Source organism: Aestuariivivens sediminis, from assembly GCF_022662105.1.
GTDB classification, from domain to species: Bacteria; Bacteroidota; Bacteroidia; order Flavobacteriales; family Flavobacteriaceae; genus Aestuariivivens; species Aestuariivivens sediminis.
Map to the genome: position 1 here is coordinate 690,368 of NZ_JAKMCP010000003.1, position 18,496 is coordinate 708,863.

The 18,496-nt window shown below is 34.1% G+C and carries 18 protein-coding genes and 4 tRNA genes; 7 read left to right on the plus strand and 15 right to left on the minus strand.

The annotated features are described in order from the left end of the window. Window position 1 precedes the first annotated feature (1 nt). From MR054_RS11105 to MR054_RS11165, 13 genes are all read right to left on the minus strand, one after another. Window positions 2–73, minus strand: a tRNA-Thr gene (locus MR054_RS11105). Between the two features lie 71 nt (window positions 74–144). Then, window positions 145–217: transfer RNA gene (locus MR054_RS11110), tRNA-Gly, on the minus strand. Between the two features lie 78 nt (window positions 218–295). Continuing rightward, window positions 296–380 (minus strand) — tRNA-Tyr (locus MR054_RS11115). 81 nt (window positions 381–461) lie between these two features. Continuing rightward, window positions 462–535: transfer RNA gene (locus tag MR054_RS11120), tRNA-Thr, on the minus strand. A gap of 100 nt (window positions 536–635) precedes the next feature. Continuing rightward, window positions 636–938, minus strand: coding sequence for a ribosome hibernation-promoting factor, HPF/YfiA family (hpf, locus tag MR054_RS11125; RefSeq protein ID WP_242085397.1), 303 nt, complete (start codon window positions 936–938; stop codon window positions 636–638). Window positions 939–969: 31 nt separating this feature from the next. Continuing rightward, entirely contained in the window at window positions 970–1,869 is a 900-nt protein-coding gene (locus MR054_RS11130; protein ID WP_242157909.1) for a tyrosine-type recombinase/integrase, read from the minus strand. Window positions 1,870–2,000: 131 nt separating this feature from the next. After that, the gene (rpsU, locus tag MR054_RS11135) at window positions 2,001–2,195 is read right to left on the minus strand and encodes a 30S ribosomal protein S21 (RefSeq protein ID WP_242085399.1); all 195 of its coding nucleotides are present in this window, start codon (window positions 2,193–2,195) and stop codon (window positions 2,001–2,003) included. 286 nt (window positions 2,196–2,481) lie between these two features. Beyond that, window positions 2,482–3,648 carry an acyl-CoA dehydrogenase family protein gene (locus MR054_RS11140; RefSeq protein ID WP_242157910.1) on the minus strand — a complete coding sequence of 389 codons (1,167 nt, stop codon included), beginning with the start codon at window positions 3,646–3,648 and terminating at the stop codon, window positions 2,482–2,484. After that, window positions 3,645–4,523, minus strand: a complete 879-nt coding sequence (locus tag MR054_RS11145) for a ComEA family DNA-binding protein (RefSeq protein WP_242157911.1) — start codon at window positions 4,521–4,523, stop codon at window positions 3,645–3,647. Before MR054_RS11145 ends, MR054_RS11140 begins: the two co-directional genes overlap by 4 nt. A gap of 23 nt (window positions 4,524–4,546) precedes the next feature. Beyond that, window positions 4,547–6,286: an alanine/glycine:cation symporter family protein gene (locus tag MR054_RS11150; protein WP_242085402.1), complete on the minus strand. Its 1,740-nt coding sequence runs from the start codon at window positions 6,284–6,286 to the stop codon at window positions 4,547–4,549. A gap of 97 nt (window positions 6,287–6,383) precedes the next feature. Further along, the gene (locus MR054_RS11155) at window positions 6,384–7,406 is read right to left on the minus strand and encodes a potassium channel family protein (RefSeq protein ID WP_242085403.1); all 1,023 of its coding nucleotides are present in this window, start codon (window positions 7,404–7,406) and stop codon (window positions 6,384–6,386) included. 4 nt (window positions 7,407–7,410) lie between these two features. Beyond that, on the minus strand, window positions 7,411–7,635 hold the full coding sequence (locus MR054_RS11160; RefSeq protein ID WP_242085404.1) for a PspC domain-containing protein: 225 nt from the start codon (window positions 7,633–7,635) through the stop codon (window positions 7,411–7,413). A 113-nt stretch (window positions 7,636–7,748) separates the two neighbouring features. Further along, complete coding sequence (locus MR054_RS11165) at window positions 7,749–9,020, minus strand: DUF2851 family protein (RefSeq protein WP_242157912.1); 1,272 nt, start codon at window positions 9,018–9,020, stop codon at window positions 7,749–7,751. A gap of 89 nt (window positions 9,021–9,109) precedes the next feature. Here MR054_RS11165 and MR054_RS11170 point away from each other — a divergent pair, with 89 nt between their 5' ends. Beyond that, the gene (locus MR054_RS11170; protein ID WP_242085406.1) at window positions 9,110–9,505 is read left to right on the plus strand and encodes a DUF2721 domain-containing protein; all 396 of its coding nucleotides are present in this window, start codon (window positions 9,110–9,112) and stop codon (window positions 9,503–9,505) included. Here MR054_RS11170 and MR054_RS11175 read toward each other — a convergent pair. Further along, window positions 9,502–12,129 carry a valine--tRNA ligase gene (locus MR054_RS11175; protein WP_242157913.1) on the minus strand — a complete coding sequence of 876 codons (2,628 nt, stop codon included), beginning with the start codon at window positions 12,127–12,129 and terminating at the stop codon, window positions 9,502–9,504. The two genes, MR054_RS11170 and MR054_RS11175, sit on opposite strands and share 4 nt — an antisense overlap. 374 nt (window positions 12,130–12,503) lie before the next feature. Here MR054_RS11175 and MR054_RS11180 point away from each other — a divergent pair, with 374 nt between their 5' ends. Then, on the plus strand, window positions 12,504–12,920 hold the full coding sequence (locus MR054_RS11180) for a DUF1573 domain-containing protein (RefSeq protein WP_242085408.1): 417 nt from the start codon (window positions 12,504–12,506) through the stop codon (window positions 12,918–12,920). Window positions 12,921–13,029: 109 nt separating this feature from the next. On the opposite strand, the gene MR054_RS11185 is transcribed toward MR054_RS11180, so the two are convergent. Next, complete coding sequence (locus tag MR054_RS11185; protein WP_242157914.1) at window positions 13,030–14,373, minus strand: aspartyl protease family protein; 1,344 nt, start codon at window positions 14,371–14,373, stop codon at window positions 13,030–13,032. A gap of 125 nt (window positions 14,374–14,498) precedes the next feature. Between MR054_RS11185 and MR054_RS11190 the strand changes: the two genes are divergently transcribed. The 5 genes from MR054_RS11190 (at window position 14,499) to MR054_RS11210 (ending at window position 18,492) form a co-directional block, all read left to right on the plus strand. Then, the gene (locus MR054_RS11190; protein ID WP_242157915.1) at window positions 14,499–15,689 is read left to right on the plus strand and encodes a pyridoxal phosphate-dependent aminotransferase; all 1,191 of its coding nucleotides are present in this window, start codon (window positions 14,499–14,501) and stop codon (window positions 15,687–15,689) included. Then, complete coding sequence (gene murB / locus MR054_RS11195) at window positions 15,689–16,702, plus strand: UDP-N-acetylmuramate dehydrogenase (protein WP_242157916.1); 1,014 nt, start codon at window positions 15,689–15,691, stop codon at window positions 16,700–16,702. Before MR054_RS11190 ends, murB begins: the two co-directional genes overlap by 1 nt. A gap of 71 nt (window positions 16,703–16,773) precedes the next feature. Continuing rightward, on the plus strand, window positions 16,774–17,307 hold the full coding sequence (locus MR054_RS11200; protein WP_242085412.1) for an RNA polymerase sigma factor: 534 nt from the start codon (window positions 16,774–16,776) through the stop codon (window positions 17,305–17,307). Between the two features lie 8 nt (window positions 17,308–17,315). Then, window positions 17,316–18,122 carry an anti-sigma factor gene (locus MR054_RS11205; protein WP_242085413.1) on the plus strand — a complete coding sequence of 269 codons (807 nt, stop codon included), beginning with the start codon at window positions 17,316–17,318 and terminating at the stop codon, window positions 18,120–18,122. A 166-nt stretch (window positions 18,123–18,288) separates the two neighbouring features. Then, window positions 18,289–18,492, plus strand: coding sequence for a membrane or secreted protein (locus MR054_RS11210; protein ID WP_242085414.1), 204 nt, complete (start codon window positions 18,289–18,291; stop codon window positions 18,490–18,492). Window positions 18,493–18,496 lie beyond the last annotated feature (4 nt).

Here is an 18,496-nt window from a genome sequence, read left to right on the forward strand (position 1 = left end):
GAGCCAATGACGGGATTTGAACCCGTGACCTCTTCCTTACCAAGGAAACGCTCTACCCCTGAGCTACACCGGCAGTTCATTTACGATTACCGATTTTTAGATTTACGATTTTTAATCTCGCACTTCGTAGCTCGTAAATTTTAGAGCGGGAGACCGGGTTCGAACCGGCGACATTCAGCTTGGAAGGCTGACGCTCTACCAACTGAGCTACTCCCGCATTTGTGATTTCAGATTGATTACTTATAATTTTGATTTGATCAAATCAAACATTATTGATATACAACCTTAAATCAACTGGTGGGGAGAGCAGGATTCGAACCTGCGAAGACATAGTCAACAGATTTACAGTCTGTCCTCGTTGGCCGCTTGAGTATCTCCCCGGTAATTTTATTTCAGCTTTTTATAAGAACTTATATTAAAAAATTATATTCGTTTTTACAAAAAAAAATCTAAGTTTTACGAGCCTCCAGAGGGACTCGAACCCACGACCTGCTGATTACAAATCAGCTGCTCTAGCCAGCTGAGCTATGGAGGCATTTCACTACTTTTTTTTCATAAAAAAAGTCCGCTATTTCTAACGGACTGCAAATGTATATATTTATTTTCTTATTCAAAACATTTTTTGAAAAATTTTGTTATGAATGTGCTCGTAGTTTTTCTTTTCTCTTTATGAGTTGTCTTTCTAAGGATGATACGGCTATATCTGCTCCTTCTTCAAAAGATTTACATTGCTTCTTTACTACTAAACTATCTCCTGGAACACTTACTCTGGCTTCAAAAATCTTATTCTCCTTGTCACTGGTATTTTCTACCTTCAAATAAACATCCGATTTAATGACTTTGTCATAAAATAATTCCAATTTATCCATTCGCTTTTGGATAAAATCCAACAATTTTTTGTCTGCACTAAAATTTACCGATTGCGTGTTTACTTTCATACTTCTCATGTTTTGGTTAGACAATAATAATTTAATGTTGTTCTTTACTTCTTGGGTGTGCCTTTAAATGTACTTTCTTTAACTCTGCAATGCTATTATGGGTATACACCTGAGTTGCGGCCAAACTGGAATGTCCAAGAAGTTCTTTAACAGCATTTAAATCGGCACCTTGGTTTAATAAATGAGTTGCAAAAGAGTGCCTTAAAATATGCGGACTCTTTTTTACTTTTGAAGATGCTTTACTAAAATAATTATTTATTATTCTGTAAACAAGTGTTTCATAAATTTTTGCACCTTTTTTTGTCAAAAACAAACTATCCGAATCCTGGATATTTTCCAAACGACTTCTCTTTACTAAATACATCTCTAAAGTCTTTAATATAGAATCTAATAACGGAACAATACGCTCTTTATTCCTCTTGCCTAATACCTTTAATGTTTTACTTTGAAAATTTAAACTGTTGAGCTTTAAATTGACCAATTCAATTCTTCGGATGCCTGTTGAATAAAAGAGCTCTACAATCACTCTATCCCTGATACCTTCAAAACTATCGTCAAAAATTATATCGTCAAGGACCTTATCTATTTCTGCCTTCGAAAATGGTAATTGTACCTTTTTTATTGTCTTTAAGGCTTTGTGTATGGTTAAAGGATTGGTTTTTATTTCTCCAATTTTAAGTTGAAACCTATAGAACGTATTCAATGCAGATATTTTTCTATTGATACTGCGATTGGAAATATTTTGTTCTACTAAACTAATAATCCAACTTCTTATTTGAGCATAGTTTACACTAACAATATCCATCGAACTGAATTCATCCTTTATAAATCCTGAAAAACTTTCAATATCATTGGTATAAGCCTTTACCGTTAAGGATGAATACTTTTTTTCTAGTAACAAATAATCTGTAAAAGGTTTTAGAGTATTCAATAGTTCTGTGTCATAGATTTGAATTTAAAGTTAGAAAAAACTAAGCTTAAAAACTAATCCTAAAAATATCCTTCAGTTTAAGGCAAAAAAAATCCTGCCATAAGGCAGGATTGAATTTTATTAGGAACCCTTTAAATTTCTTCGGCGTCCCTTAACTTTTGTATATGTTGCGCTTTTTGAATCTGCGCCCTGCGTTCAACTGAAGGTTTTGTAAATTGTTTACGTTGCTGTAATTGACGTTTCACTCCTGTTCTGTCAAACTTGCGCTTAAAGCGTTTTAACGCTCTATCTATATTCTCACCTTCTTTAATGGGTATAATTAACATAGTGTCTTAACCTCCTCTCTTTTAGATTTTGTGGGTGCAAATATAATTAATAATTAAAAATGAACAATTAAAATTTTAACAAATATTTTAATTGCCCCATGACGGATTCAAAATAAACGATATTCCCATAAATTTTATGCTGCGTAGTCCAGGTCCAATTGAACAAGTTAATAAAATATAACTCTACACCATTGGCCATGAAATTAAACGTAATAAGCTCATTGATAGCAGCAAAGCTTTAAAACAAAAGGTCATTTTAAATCAATAAGTAGGCAACTCATTAAAACTAAGTTGCTGGTTTATATTCCTTCTTGTCTATGACAATCTTGGCTAAAATTTCCCTCAAAATCTCTGAGGTACCACCTCCAATAGGTCCTAACCTGCTATCTCTCAATAATCGCGCTAATGGGTAATCCTCCATATAACCATAGCCGCCCAAAAACTGCAGGCATTGATAGATTACTTCATCAGCCATTTTAGTAGATTTTAGCTTTGATATGGTCGCTTCTTTTACTACATATTCGCCTTGATTTAATCGAGCGGCAACCGAATAATTGTATGTTTTGCATAATTCTATGTCTGCATATAACTCTACCGCCGAATGACGTAAGGCCTGAAACTGATCTATTGTTTTACCAAACGCCTTCCTCTCAGACATAAATTGCAGGGCATATTCTAAAGCAAATTCTGCTCGGGCATGTGCATTGATTCCCATAACCAAACGCTCCAATGAAAAGTGTTGTACGATATAACCAAACCCTCTATTTTCCTCTCCTAAAAGATGTGTTGCGGGAATCTTAACATTATCGAATGCAATTTCTCCTGTATCGGAAGCCCGCCACCCCAGTTTATTTAGTTTAGTGGCCGATAACCCTTTGGTCTCACGGTCGATTATAAACAGACTCATTCCTTTATTTCCTAATTCCGGATTTGTTTTAGCTGCTACAACAAGATAATCGCTGTAATATCCATTTGTAATAAAGGTCTTAGAACCATTAATAATGTAGTAATCTCCATCCTTAACAGCAGTAGTACGCATTCCCGCGACATCGCTTCCACCAAATGGCTCAGTAAGACAAAGACTTCCTATTTTATCACCATTAATACTCGGTACTAAATATTTTTGTTTTAAAGCTTCATTTCCCTCTGCATTAAGATGCGTCATAGCCAAATACACGTGCGCCCAGATCGCTGCAGCAAAACCACCGGAATTAATTTTTTGAAGTTCTTCTAAAAGAATAACAGTGTAGAACAAATCTAGATTTAGACCTCCATAGGCTTCCGGATAATTAATTCCAAAATAACCCATTTGGCCAAATTTCTTCCATATGAATCGTTCTATAGTTCCGGTCTTTTCCCACTTTTCAATATGGGGTACAACTTCTTTTTTTAAGAAATCCTGAAGGCTTTTTCTAAAAAGATTATGCTCTTCAGTAAAGTATATACTATTCATCTATTTTCTTTTTCGAGCGACAAATATAATTTAATTATCTCTAATTTATTTATTGGAAAGCCCTTAACTTTTTTCAATTCCTCTAGGTCTGTAAATCCGTCTCGTAACGTCCGTTCCTCTATAATTGATGAGGCTACATCATAGTCGATATGTTGAATGGTAACCAATTCTTCTATGGTTGCTGTATTTAAATCTATTTTTTGAACAGGTCTCGGCGTTTTAACCGCAAAATCATTTGTAATCCTTTTAATAACTTCTGGAGACAGACCATAAATGTCCCTTAACTGGACATCTGCTATAAATCCTCCAACAAATTTATTCCTGTATTTGATAATGCGTTGTGAAAGTACTTCTCCCACTCCGATTACCTTCTGTAATTGTTGAGCTGTTGCCGTATTTAAATCCAGCTTTTGTGATACCGTTTTGGGTTTGGCATTAAGATCATAACGATGAGCTGACAACCGCGGGCTTTTCACCCCATCTGGAAATTTAAAATAAGGTGAAATAAGCGCAAGCAAGGAATCTGATACTTTGGTGACTTCTTGAAATTGTTTGGCAGAATTAATCCATTGATTTTGCTCTCTATAGGCCAACAGACGATCAATTTCCTCATTACTCATTCCTAAAACAGAGCCTTTATAATCAGAGATAAAATTAGGGTTGAATGGAAATATTTTAGTTTTTTGAAACGCAATTTCAATTTGTCGTAATGAATCAATTTCCTTTGAATACAGCGTATAGGCCTCCTGATTATAAGGCACTTTTTCTGAAGAAAAATCAAAAAGTAAATAACTTATTTGAAGGACCACAATAATGAAAACCAATAAAAAAATCCCATGTCGCTGTTGTTTGGTAAACAGAAAATGGGATTTCATATTTATAATGTTTTACAAATTAATTAACCATTCAAAGCCTCTCTCTTCATTTTAATGGCATCGACATAGCGCTTAAGTTGTTTTTTCACCACGGGCATTAACAAATATAATCCTACCATATTAGGGAACACCATAGCAAAAATCATGGCATCTGAAAAATCCCAAATGGATTTCATACTTGCAGCGGCCCCTATAACTACGAAGGTTAAAAATAAAATCTTATAGGTTAGGTCAGCTTTTTTACCTCTTCCAAAAAGAAATTTCCATGATTGAAGTCCGTAATACGACCAAGAAATCATCGTTGAAATGGCAAACAGGAACACCGCTATGGTTAAGAAAATTTTTGAGTAGGGTATATATTCATGAAATGCAATGGATGTAATTCCTGCACCTTCGTAGGCCACACCGTCAATAAAGACAGAACCAGAGCCATCTCCACCATATTCAAAAAAGCCCCCAAAGTTAAAAATAACAATTACTAAAGCGGTCATCGTGCAAATAACAACGGTATCGATAAATGGCTCTAATAAGGCAACCAACCCTTCACTAGCTGAGTATTTAGTTTTTACTGCGGAGTGAGCTATTGAAGCTGAACCAGCACCTGCTTCGTTAGAAAAAGCCGCACGTTTAAATCCTACCAAAAGAACTCCTATAACACCACCCACTCCAATAGCTTTGGGATTGAATGCTTCATTTACAATTAAGGCAATAGCATCGTCAAGTAATGAGAAATTACTAAAAATGATATACAGACAACATATAATATACAGGACTGCCATGAAAGGCACTATTTTTTCAGTTACTGAAGCAATCCTTTTGATTCCACCAATAATTATTATACCCACTAAAAACGCAATAACCAAACCTATTACAGTACCAGCCATAGTACTTTCAAGACCTAAAAGCTCCTTAACAACAATTGTTGCCTGATTGGATTGCGCCGCATTACCACCACCAAAAGAACCTCCAATACAAAAAATGGCAAACAGCACTGCTGCAATTTTACCCAATGTTTTAAATCCTTTTTCCTTAAGTCCTTTGGTTAAATAATACATGGGTCCACCATAAACAGTACCATCTTCACCAACGTCTCTGTAATGAACCCCTAAGGTACACTCGACAAATTTAGTTGACATTCCAAGGAGTCCACAAATTATCATCCAAAAGGTAGCTCCAGGTCCTCCCAAGGCGATAGCCAAGGCCACACCCGCAATATTTCCATTCCCTACGGTTCCAGATACAGCGGTTGCCAATGCCTGAAAGTGAGAAACCTCACCATGGGAACTTTCATCCCTAATAGTCTCCTTAATATCACCATCTATCTCGAGATCACTGTGCAGGCTCTCTATATTCTCTATATGTTCCTCAATATCATCTACCTTGTTAATATCCTGACCTTGAGCAATACCGTCCTCACCATACAGAATTTTTGCTCCATGCTTCTCTATATCCTCATATTTTCCTCTTACTACATTTATGGCAGTCCAAAAATGTCTAAAATTGGGGAATTTAAAATAGAGTGTAAAAAACGCCGCACTAAAAACCAACAGCAGTAAAACAAATGGTATATAAATCTGGATCTTCTGTCCGTCAACAATTAATTCGTGTTGGTAAATAGGGAAAAAAATAACATTTGAAAAAAAATCTGAAATTGGTTTAAAAGCTTCATCTATTCGTTGATCTATACCTTTGTTGACTGTTTCCTGGGCAAATGTAAGTATCGGCAAAATGATTGCTATAATAGGCAGAAGAAATTTTTTCATGTAGAATTAAAATTAGTTAGCTGATAATTTTTTAAAAGCCAGCAAGATGCTAAAAATTATTGATTATATAAAACATAAGCTGTTAAAATAAAAAATGCTAATCTATATCATAAGTAGAATTTAAGGCTTCTATTTGCTCTGGACGACCTAAAACAATAATTTTAGAATTTATCGCTAACTCTAATTCTGCTTCAGGATTAACAATATATTCCCCATTTTCATCCTTGTACCCTATAACGGTACAACCGGTTTTTTTCCTCAAATCCAAATCCTTAATGGTTTTAACGGATTTACCAGAGTATAATTTTTCCACTGCCACTTCTTCTATATTGATATTATTTTTACCCACTATAGAAAGGTTGTCTATAAACTCCATCAAACCGGGAACCACCACCAGGGAGGCCATATGACTACCTCCTATGTTATCGGGCAGTATCACATTATTGGCTCCGGCAAACTTAAGTTTATCATAAGACGATTCATTTGAAGCACGACTTATTATATTAATAGTCTTATTTATTTGTCTTGTGGATAACACAACAAATAAATTATCTGCATCATTAGGGAGGGCCGAAATAAAATTTGAAGCCCGATCAATACCAGCACGAATCAATACCTCATCTTCATTGGCATTTCCAATAATATAGGGTACATTATCCATCTGTAATCGCTCTTCCATATCTCTATTTTTCTCGATAACCACAAATGCCTTTTTATGTGCCATTAATTTTTTAACCGCCTGTTTACCATTTCGCCCATAACCGCAAACCACAACATGGTTTTTAAAGCCATCTATTTTTTTTTGCATCTTCTTAAGTTTTAATTCTTCAATATCATTTTTACTTAAAATATATTCTGTGATCACTGATAAAGCATACCCGACAATAACCACACTTGCCAATATTAAAAATATTGTAAATATTTTAGATTCCTGATCCAGTGGGACCACTTCACCAAATCCAACTGTGGTCATGGTAATTACCGTCATATAAAGGGCATCGATCCAAGAGTAGTTAGATATCATCATAAATCCTATGATGCCAATTAACATAATCAATACCAATAAAAATAAAGCTGTATATATTTTGGTCCTAAAAAAACGTATTAATGGATTTGTCATAGAATTATAAATCGAATACTGATGAACGCTTGGTATAAATTAAATCTTTGATTCGTATCCAAAAAGCCAAAAATAAATATAATGCAAACCCAAAACCCAGCGTAACAAATGTTAGATACATAAATGAGGTTCTTACTACTTTAGCCCTGATACCCAAGCGATCTGCAATACGCTGGCATACATAATATCCGTGTTTTTGAAAAAACAATACTGGTCGGTAAATATTCATGCTGCAATTTAATACTTCCTTTTCTAGTTTAAAAGTTTCTTAACGAAGAAGTTATTAGTTTAAATTTAAGGACTACCTTAAACTAATCCAATAATTCTTTTTGTCTATTTCGATCAACGGCATAATAGCTTACTTCCAATTGCACATTGCAAACATTTATGTTTATCACAATATTCCGTTTTTAACTGAATTAAGGCTTGGGAATGTAACGCCGATTTTGACAAAGGTTTTAAATTATTAAAAGCATTAACAATACCATTGGTTTCAGATTCTATGTTTGAGATAATATATAAAACTTCATGTTCAACCGGTTCTCCTTTATGTTTTGCATAACAAAATTTTAAAGGTAAGATGGTATTTATTAAAAGTAAATGGATGAATGCCTTCGAAACAAATTTGACAGATGCCTTAGATTCCTTAAAAAAGGTATAATGGTTTTCCCAAAATGAGGTTGTAGAAACTTTAAACAACTCATAATAAGCCTCAAGGGTCTGAGCGTCCATAATCTTAGAAAACAAATTTTGATGCTTATGGTATAAACTAGACAATTGCGAAAGCCTGATAGTCGGGAAATTTATGGGTCGCAACCTAAAAAACTGTACTGGCATTATATTGATATTATCTAATGCAAATTTTTGTTTAAGAAATTGATAATCCAAAACTAAGTTTTTATAGTATCCATTTTCATGAGTATCCTCCAATAATCCAGATTGTCCAAAAAATAGGGCCTCCAGCATTTGTAAATTAGATTGTGTTTTTCTTACTATCGAAAAAGGAGTGGCATTTGCCATACTTAAAAATGCCTCACCGTTGATATTCAAACCAAAATTCTTTGTCAACATCTTAAATAAGACCTCTTCCCAGTCATTCTTTAAATCTCTCAATAAAAACCGAATAGCTTCAGACTTTCTCTCCAGGCGTTCCAAATACAGACGCTCTAACCAATTATCAATCAATAAATCACTTATATCCGAAAAATTACTTTCACAATTAATCCAATGATTCCTTTTTGAATACAGTTCCTCGTAATTAGTCAAAATATTTTTTGGAATATAATCTTTTAGAACTATTGTAGGCAGAACCGAATTATCACTTCTAAAAACATCGGTATCATGTTCCCAAACCACATGTAAAATTACATTATCATAACTTTTGTCCTTTTCATGACTATGAAAATACCAGTCGGATGACTTAAGATGGATTTCAACATTGCCAATCCAAAGTTGCTCCCCAATCTGCAGTTGGGCATTAAAAAAATCAGGACCAGCATTATGGTTAGTTTGACCGGCAGATCGTATTATAATAGACTCCCCTTCAGCAGTTTTTAAAGTGGAAGATCCGAATTTTTTATACTTCCATAAGTAATGTAAAAAATCTTCTTTCATGATGGAAAGATAAAACCTACAAATAAAAGTACCAAATCTAAAACGCCCTTTATTTTATAATATCAATACATTTGTAAAAATTTATTTTCATGGAACAGCTCACCTTAACCACCCCAGCATTACTTTTTTCAGCAATATCATTAATTATGTTAGCCTATACAAACAGGTTTTTAGCTTATGCCAATGTAATTAGAAATTTACATGACAAGTATATTCAAAAAAAGGATTCTGTATTGATTGCCCAGATTCAAAACATTAAACGTCGTCTATACTTAACCCGCTCAATGCAGATTTTTGGCATAACCAGTCTATTGTTTTGTGTGCTAACCATGTTTTTAATTTACATACAGCAACACACTATTGCCATTTGGGTATTTGGTTTTGCCTTACTCCTGTTAATTCTTTCCCTTACCCTTTTAATTATTGAAATACAAATTTCTGTAAAAGCATTAGAACATCATATAAGCGATATTGAAAACAACTAGCTTAAACTGGCTAAACTAGCCTTAAGGGTTTCTATTTTTGCCAGGGCATCGGCTTCTTTCTTCTTTTCATTTGCAACAACTTGTTCTGGTGCATTATTTATAAATCGTTCATTGGAGAGTTTCTTTTGAACAGATTGAAGGAAGCCTTTGGTATAATTCAATTCTTCTGTTAGCTTTTGAATTTCTAAATCGATGTCTATAGATCCTGGTGTGGGAATAAAATATTCGTTAGACTTCACCCTAAATGTTAAAGATCCTTCAACCGCCTGAGTCACATAATCAATAGAATCCAGATTACCTAACTTGATAAGTATTGGGTCTAGCAATATACTAGTGTTTTCATTATTAATCACAGCAAACGCAATAGCGTCTTTAAACGCAATATTTTTCTGTTTTCTTATTGTACGTATGCCGGAAATAACTTCGGAAGCAAAATCAAATGCTTGAATTATATCCTCATTTACTGGCTTACTTTTTGGCCATTGTGCTATAATTAATGCTTCTTTTGGAGAACGCTTCGTTATGCACTGCCAAATTTCTTCTGTGAGGAAAGGCATAAAAGGATGCAATATTTTTAAGTTATTCTCTAAGATGGTTATGATTGCATTATATGTCGTTTGGTCTATAGGTTCTCCAAATTCAGGTTTTATCATTTCTAGTAACCATGAACAGAAGTCGTTCCAAATTAATTTATAAGTCTCCATTAAGGCATCGCTTAACCTATATTTATTAAAGTGATCTTCAATGGTCGTTAACGTCTTGTGGAATTTATTATCAAACCATTGCAATGCAATTTTGGCATGTTCTGGTTGTTCCATATCCTTTATTTCCCATCCATTTATCAACCTGAAGGCATTCCAGATTTTATTGGAAAATGCTTTTCCTTGTTGGCATAACGACTCATCAAATGGTAAATCATTACCGGCCGGAGAACACATTAACATTCCAACGCGCACCCCATCAGCTCCATACTGATCCATTAATTCAATGGGATCTGGGGAATTACCCAATGATTTACTCATTTTGCGTCCTTTTTTATCGCGAACTATTCCTGTAAAATACACATTTTTGAAAGGGAATTCACCACGATACTCATAACCGGCAATAATCATACGAGCAACCCAAAAAAACATAATTTCCGGAGCTGTTACTAAATCATTTGTTGGGTAGTAGTATTTTATTTCCTCATTTTCCGGGTGTCTAATGCCATCAAAAACACTAATTGGCCATAACCAGGAGGAAAACCATGTATCCACGACATCAGATTCCTGTTTGAGATCGGAGTGGGATAAATCAGAATTGCCAGTAGCTAACTTTGCTAACTGTAAAGCTTCATCCATGGATTTGGCCACAACAAAATCGTTTACTCCATCACCAAAATAATATGCCGGAATTTGATGTCCCCAATATAACTGACGTGATATGTTCCAATCCCGAACATTTTCCATCCAATTTCTATAGGCATTTTTAAATTTCTTGGGATGAAATTCTATGGTATCATCCATGACGTTTTCTAATGCTGGTTTGGACAGGTCCTTCATCTTTAAAAACCACTGTATAGAAATTTTTGGTTCGATAATGGCATTTGTTCGTTCGCTGGTTCCGACTTTATGGGTATAATCTTCGGTTTTTACCATAACACCTAAATCTTCCAGTTCCATGGCTATTTTCCTTCTTGCTAATTCCCTATCCATTCCCTCATAATGCAGTCCATAATGATTTAAGGTAGCATCATCGTTTAAAATGTCAATTACTTCTAAATTATGGCGTTCTCCTATGTCCTTATCATTGACATCATGTGCAGGTGTAATCTTTAAGCATCCCGTACCAAATTCCATATCCACGTAATCGTCTTGAATTATGGGTACCACACGATTACAAATTGGCACTACAACTTTTTTACCCTTTAATTTTTTAAAACGCTCATCCGAGGGATTAACACAAACTGCAGTATCGCCCAAAATAGTTTCTGGTCTTGTCGTAGCTATGGTGAGATATTGATCTTCTCCTTCAATTTTATATTTGACGAAGTAAAGTTTATCGGTTCTTTCAATATAAATAACCTCTTCATCAGAAAGTGTTGTTTTTGCTTTGGGGTCCCAATTCACCATTCGATATCCACGATAAATTAATCCTTTCCTGTACAAATCAATAAAAACGTCAATAACGGATTCGGACAAATCATCGTCCATAGTAAACTTTGTACGCTCCCAATCACACGAACAACCCAATTTTTTAAGTTGTTCTAAAATAATACCACCATGTTTATGAGTCCAATCCCAAGCATGCTTTAAAAAGGTCTCTCTTGAAATATTTGCTTTGTCTATTCCCTCACTTTTAAGTTTATCAACTACTTTAGCCTCGGTAGCAATAGATGCATGGTCTGTACCGGGAACCCAACACGCGTTAAAACCCTTTAACCTAGCACGTCTAATTAAAACATCCTGTAAAGTATTATTAAGCATATGCCCCATATGCAAGACTCCGGTAACATTTGGTGGTGGAATCACTATAGTATATGGCTCTCTATCATCTGGTGTAGAATGGAAATAATGGTGTTTCATCCAGTAATCATACCATTTACCTTCTATCTTACTTGCATCATATTTTGACGGAATTTGCATACTTTGGAATAGTTTTTGACAATTGATTTGCAAAAGTACTCATATTTCTTAAGTTGTGAAATCGGCATAAATAAAATATTTCATGTTGTTTTGATGACTTTTGCGATTTGACAACTAACACATAAACAAAAAAAGTTAGGATATGAATCAAGTTATGGGGCTCAACAAGCTTGTAGATTAGATTGAATTTCTGGTAAATTTGGTTTAAGCACTACGTACTTTTAAGTGAGTTGAATATGTTAATACTTGTGCATTATGTCTAATATTTTTGTTGATTGATGAAAAAGTAAGTATGTTTGACTTAGCGTTAGAAACGAAAAGCTATACAATTGGCTTTAGAAAATTGAATTATTTAACTGTAAAATAAATTAAAGATGAAACAATTAATTACACTGTTATGTATTGGGTTTTTGAGTCTATCATTAACTGCTCAGGCTAAAATAGAGTTCAAATCCGATGTCATTGATTACGGTACGATCGATAAAGGTTCTAATGGAGTTCGTGTTTTTGAATTTACAAATACAGGAGATGAGCCTCTTATCATATCCCAGGTAAAGTCAAGTTGTGGCTGCACTATTCCAAAAAAGCCCAAAGATCCAATTTTACCTGGTCAAACTGGTGAAATTGAAGTAAAGTATGATACCAATAGAGTTAATCCTATTAGAAAAACAATAACCGTCATTTCTAATGCAGAAACTCCAACTGTAGCTTTAAAAATTAAAGGATTGGTGGTAGATCCCAGTAAAGAAAGTGTATTAGAAAAGAAAGATAAGAGTATTGTGCAACAGTAATACTTTTTAAGATATAAATTGTAAAAACCCGAATAGGAAACTATTTGGGTTTTTTTTTAACTTTTAGCTGATAGAGCCAATGACACCCATGAGGTATGCTTTTAAGTCTTCAAATTTCAGCAAACACATCTTCTAAAACAAATGAAAAGTGATGTGTCTCGCCATCTCTTTCTATGTTTAACTTAATCCGCTTTCCAGTATCATCGTAAAACATTTGGATAATTTCCTGAAGCGAAAATTGATAGGCCTGTTTTCCGTTTATAGATAAAATCATGTCCCCTATTTTAAGTCCTGCTTTTTCGGCAGGAGAATCTTGCCTCAGTTCCACAATGCTATAGGCTGGTTTAAGAGACAATTTATATCGAGTATCCAATACAATACGAGTTCCATTTCTATCTTCAGCTCTTGACATAATATCTCTTAATTGAACGGCCTCATCCTTTTCCTTGACCAACCTTACGCCGTCATGGGCCAATTCTATACCGCTTTTATTGTAGGTAAACTTTGATTTAAAATAACCATTCCTTTTGAGAGTAATAATAGCACGAGAATAATCAATTATGAGATTAAATCTTTTTAAAATATTACCAGAGATACTTCCATTTCTGTCTTTAACTCGTCTTGCGTGTGAAATGGACATGGAATCAGGATAGGCAACATTAACATTTTTTAGGGTATAGCCCTTTAGAGAAAATGATTTAATTCTAGACCGTTTGCCGTAAACACTTCCACTTAATCCATGCCCCAAAAAATCATAGAAAAATTTATTTCCGGATGTAATACCTAAATTGTCATCTTCAAAAAGCCATAAGGCATCACTTCCTCCAGAATCAATTAACAGCTTTATTGGAATATCCTTATTGTTAATATTGACTGTAGCGTTTAAATATGGCTTATTATTATAAAACTCTAAATTCAATCGTTCACACTTTCTGCAGTCCTTATAACTGTATTGCCGTGGCTCTGTTAGTCGAATATATTTATGCGAGTAATTAATTTCAACTACCAAATCCTTTAGCAAATCGTATCCCAAAATACCATGGACTGGAATTCCCAATCTTGGCGCAAAATTTAAATTTGAATCATAAACAGCATAAAGGTCCTGGTTTAAATTAATGGCATCACCTATTCTAAAAACATTGTTCGTTGATTTTAATGCTTCAACCGATTCACCTTCACCTAATCCTCGCAAATAAATGCTTTCTGTATTCCTGATTTTTAAAGAATCTGAAACATTTAAAATATTAAAAATTATGGGTTTACTAACACCTGTATCCAATAAAAAGGAAAGTTCCACACCATTAATTTCAACAGGAATAACGATCAAATTATTAATAAACTTAAACTTAATTTTATCGGTGTTTCGCTTATTTTGAATAGTAAATTTACCCTGTGAAAAAACATATTGGGTTATCAGGAAAACAATAAAAATGAAACTTAAGACTCTTTTCATAAATTATGAACAAACTTACTTCAACAATTTACGAATCTTTAAAATAGAGTCATGATTTAACCCTGTTTTTTAAAAAAACTTTAAGATAATTTTCTCAAATTTGCATTTTAATTAAAATTACAACAATGCCAAGCATATCAAACAAAGGAGCCTTAATGCCAGAATCACCAATAAGAAAATTGGTGCCTTTTGCGGAAAAGGCAATAAAAAAAGGCAAAACCATATTTCATTTAAACATTGGACAACCCGACATAAAAACGCCTGAAATTGCTCTTAATGCAGTAAAAATGCATTCCCTAGAGATATTGGCCTATACACGCTCTGAAGGCTCTGAAGCCTATCGGGTTAAAATTGCAAACTATTACAAAAAGAATAATATTGATGTAAATCATGAAGATATTATTGTAACAACCGGTGGTAGTGAAGCACTACTTTTTGCCTTTGGTTCCATTATGGATTCGGATGACGAAGTTATCATACCTGAGCCTTTTTATGCAAATTATAATGGTTTTTCTACGTCATCAGGGGTTAAGATTGTACCCGTAATTTCTAAAATCGAAGACAACTTTGCCCTCCCTCCGATTGAAGAATTTGAAAAGCTCATCACAGCAAAGACCAAAGCAATACTTATCTGTAACCCGGGAAATCCTACAGGTTATCTTTACTCAAAGGATGAAATTAAAAAATTAGCCAAATTGGTTAAAAAACACGATTTATTTTTAATTGCCGATGAAGTTTATCGTGAGTTTACCTATGATGGCCGCAAACATTACTCGGTGATGCAAGAAGAAGATATTGAAGTTCATGCCATAATGATTGATTCAGTATCAAAACGCTACAGCATGTGTGGAGCCAGAGTGGGTTGTTTAGTATCGAAAAATAAAGAAGTCATTCGAACAGCTTTAAAATTTGCACAGGCCAGATTAAGTCCTCCTACCTTTGCCCAAATTGCCAGTGAGGCTGCCTTAGATACACCTCAACAATATTTTGATGAAGTTATTGAAGAATATGTAGATCGGCGCAATACCTTAGTTAAAGAATTAAAAAAAATCGAAGGTATTAAAGTTGCCAAACCTAATGGTGCATTTTATTGTGTAGCCGAACTTCCCATCAAAAATGCTGACCATTTTGCACAATGGCTTCTGGAGCATTTTGATGTTAATAATGAAACTGTTATGGTTGCCCCTGCCGCAGGCTTTTATTCAACACCCAATGTAGGCTTAAACCAAATTAGAATTGCATACGTACTTAAAAAGGAAAGTTTAATAAAAGCGGTGAATATTTTAAAGGAAGCCTTAAAAATTTATAAATACTAGTGCAAATACAGGAAAACATATCACTGAAACCGTATAACACCTTTGGTATTGACGTAATTACAAAATATTTTGTTTCCGTATCCAATATTAATGAGTTAAAAGCTGTTTTAAACCTTAAAGGCTATCCAGAAAAACTCATCCTTGGGGGTGGTAGCAATATGCTTCTCACCAAAGATTTAGAAGCCTTAGTGATTCATGTTAATATAAAAGGCATAGAAATCGTGTCAATAGATAGAGATTATGTAACTGTCAAAGCGAATGCAGGTGAAAATTGGCACGAATTTGTACTGTGGTGTCTTGATAAAGGGTTTGGCGGAATTGAAAATTTAGCCTTAATCCCAGGAAATGTAGGTAGTGCTCCCATACAAAATATTGGTGCTTATGGTGTAGAACTAAAAGATGTTTTTGTGTCCTGCGAGGCCTTATCTATACAAACCAATGCAATAGAATCGTTTTCGAAAGCAGATTGTGATTTTGGGTATAGAGATTCTATTTTCAAACAACAATCCAAAGGAAAATACGTTATTACAAGCGTTACCCTAAAATTGAGCAATAATAACCATAAACTTAATATTAAGTATGGAGCCATAGCATCGCAACTCGATTTTATGAAGATTACTCAACCTAGCATTGTTGATGTCTCAAAAGCGGTAATTGCCATTAGGAGTAGTAAATTACCTAATCCTAAAGATATTGGTAATAGTGGAAGTTTTTTTAAAAACCCAGTGATACCAAAGGCTCAATATGATGACCTATTAAATAGTTTTAATGACATGCCACATTATCCCATTTCGAATGATGAAGTAAAAATTCCAGCGGGCTGGCTTATAGAAAAAGCTGGTTTTAAAGGTAAACGATTTGGTGATTATGGAGTACATAAAAATCAGGCTTTGGTTTTGGTGAATTATGGTAATGCTAAGGGAAAAGATATTTTAAGACTTTCCATTTTAATTCAAAAAACCGTTAAAAGGTTGTTCGACATTTCTATTGACGCCGAAGTAAATATTCTATAAAGTGTAAAAAGAAATTTCTACTTTTGGAACAATCTACCCAATATTAAAACAAAACTTTAAATCATCAAATATTGATTTCAGCAATAGAAAAAGAAATAGTTACATTACTTAAAAAAGGTGATAAACGTGCGATAACTTTGCTGTTTGATAACTATTCTGATGCCCTCTATGGTGTGGTAAAAAAAATAATATCGGACGACGATGTTGCGCAAGATGTTCTTCAAGAAAGTTTTGTAAAAATATGGCGATATTCCAAAAAATATGATGCTTCAAAAGCGAAACTGTTTACCTGGCTCTATAGAATCGCCTACAACACCGCTATAGATAAAATTAGATCCCTTAAAAATAAAAACGAAAAAGAAGTCCAAATTGACGTTTCATCCGTATATAGAATTACATCAAACACGTTAAATCAAGACGTTTTAGATATTAAAAAACATTTAAGAACAATAGACGAAAAATATCAAATCGTAATTAATGCACTCTTTTTTGAGGGCATGACGCAACAAGAAGCTAGTGATGAATTAAATATTCCACTAGGTACCATAAAATCAAGATTAAAAATCGGATTACGTGAATTGAAAAAAATTTACGATCCTCAATAAAACAAGTCATGGATGAGAAAATAAATACTTTTTTAGAATCTGGACTATTAGAAAAATACTTAATAGGTGCAACTAACACATTAGAATCAGAACAAGTTGAGGCCTACATCTCAAAATATCCAGAAGTACAGAATGCATACAATACTTTGCAGTTCAACTTAGAGGTTGTTGCTAAGAGCAATGCCGTTGAAGCCCCAAAAAAACTCCTAAGCGACATATTGGAGGAACTGGATAAGCCGGTTATAAGTTTAAGTGCCTTTCAAAAATACAAGTCTTGGTATAAAATTGGTGTTGCGGCATGTGTGGCATCGATTATTTTTGCGGGATCAACATTTTTATTCTATAAACAAAACCAAAAGCTTATTGACTATAACCATCGTTTAAATGATGAAAACCAGGTTGTGGTTGATGAAATTTTTGATTTAAGGAGCGATATTGAAAAGAATAACGAGAAATTAGATGCCGTAATGCAACAGTTCATTAAACTCAACGACCCTGAAACTTACAAATACATTATTCAAGGCAACAGTCGGGCAAGTGAGTTAAAAACTGTAGCCTACATTAATCCAAGAGAAAAAACCTCTATGATTGATGTAGTTTCCCTTCCTGAACTGCCTCAAGAGCAATGTTACCAAATCTGGGCAGAACTGCAAGGCAAAATGGTAAGTCTTGGCATTTTATCAGAAGAAGACAGACAGTTACGGGCAATTCCTTATACCGAAGATGCATTGGCACTAAATATAACTATTGAACCTAAAGGAGGAAACTCCATAGCCTCTTTGGAAAACTCCGTAGCACATATAAGCCTTCAATAATTTTTTTAGAACCAAATTAAATTTTATCAAAGTCCCAATGCTTCAATGCAATGGGACTTTTCTGTTAATATCATAAAAAATGGAACACTGCCTTGTTGTCAATAAAGTGTTCTAATAAATTTAAAATATCTTTTTAAACTGCTATCTTTGCACAAATAATTAATATATGAAACTTCTATTAATTACACTTGTTTTATTAGGTTTGGGCATTGCAGGTATTGCTATTAAAATCTGGGCAAAAAAAGATGGGAAATTTTCGGGTACTTGTGCAAGCCAAAATCCCATGCTCAACGAAAATGGCGAAACCTGTGGATTTTGTGGAAGAACTCCGGACCAGTATAGTGAATGTAATGAACCTCTACATTCCTAAAATT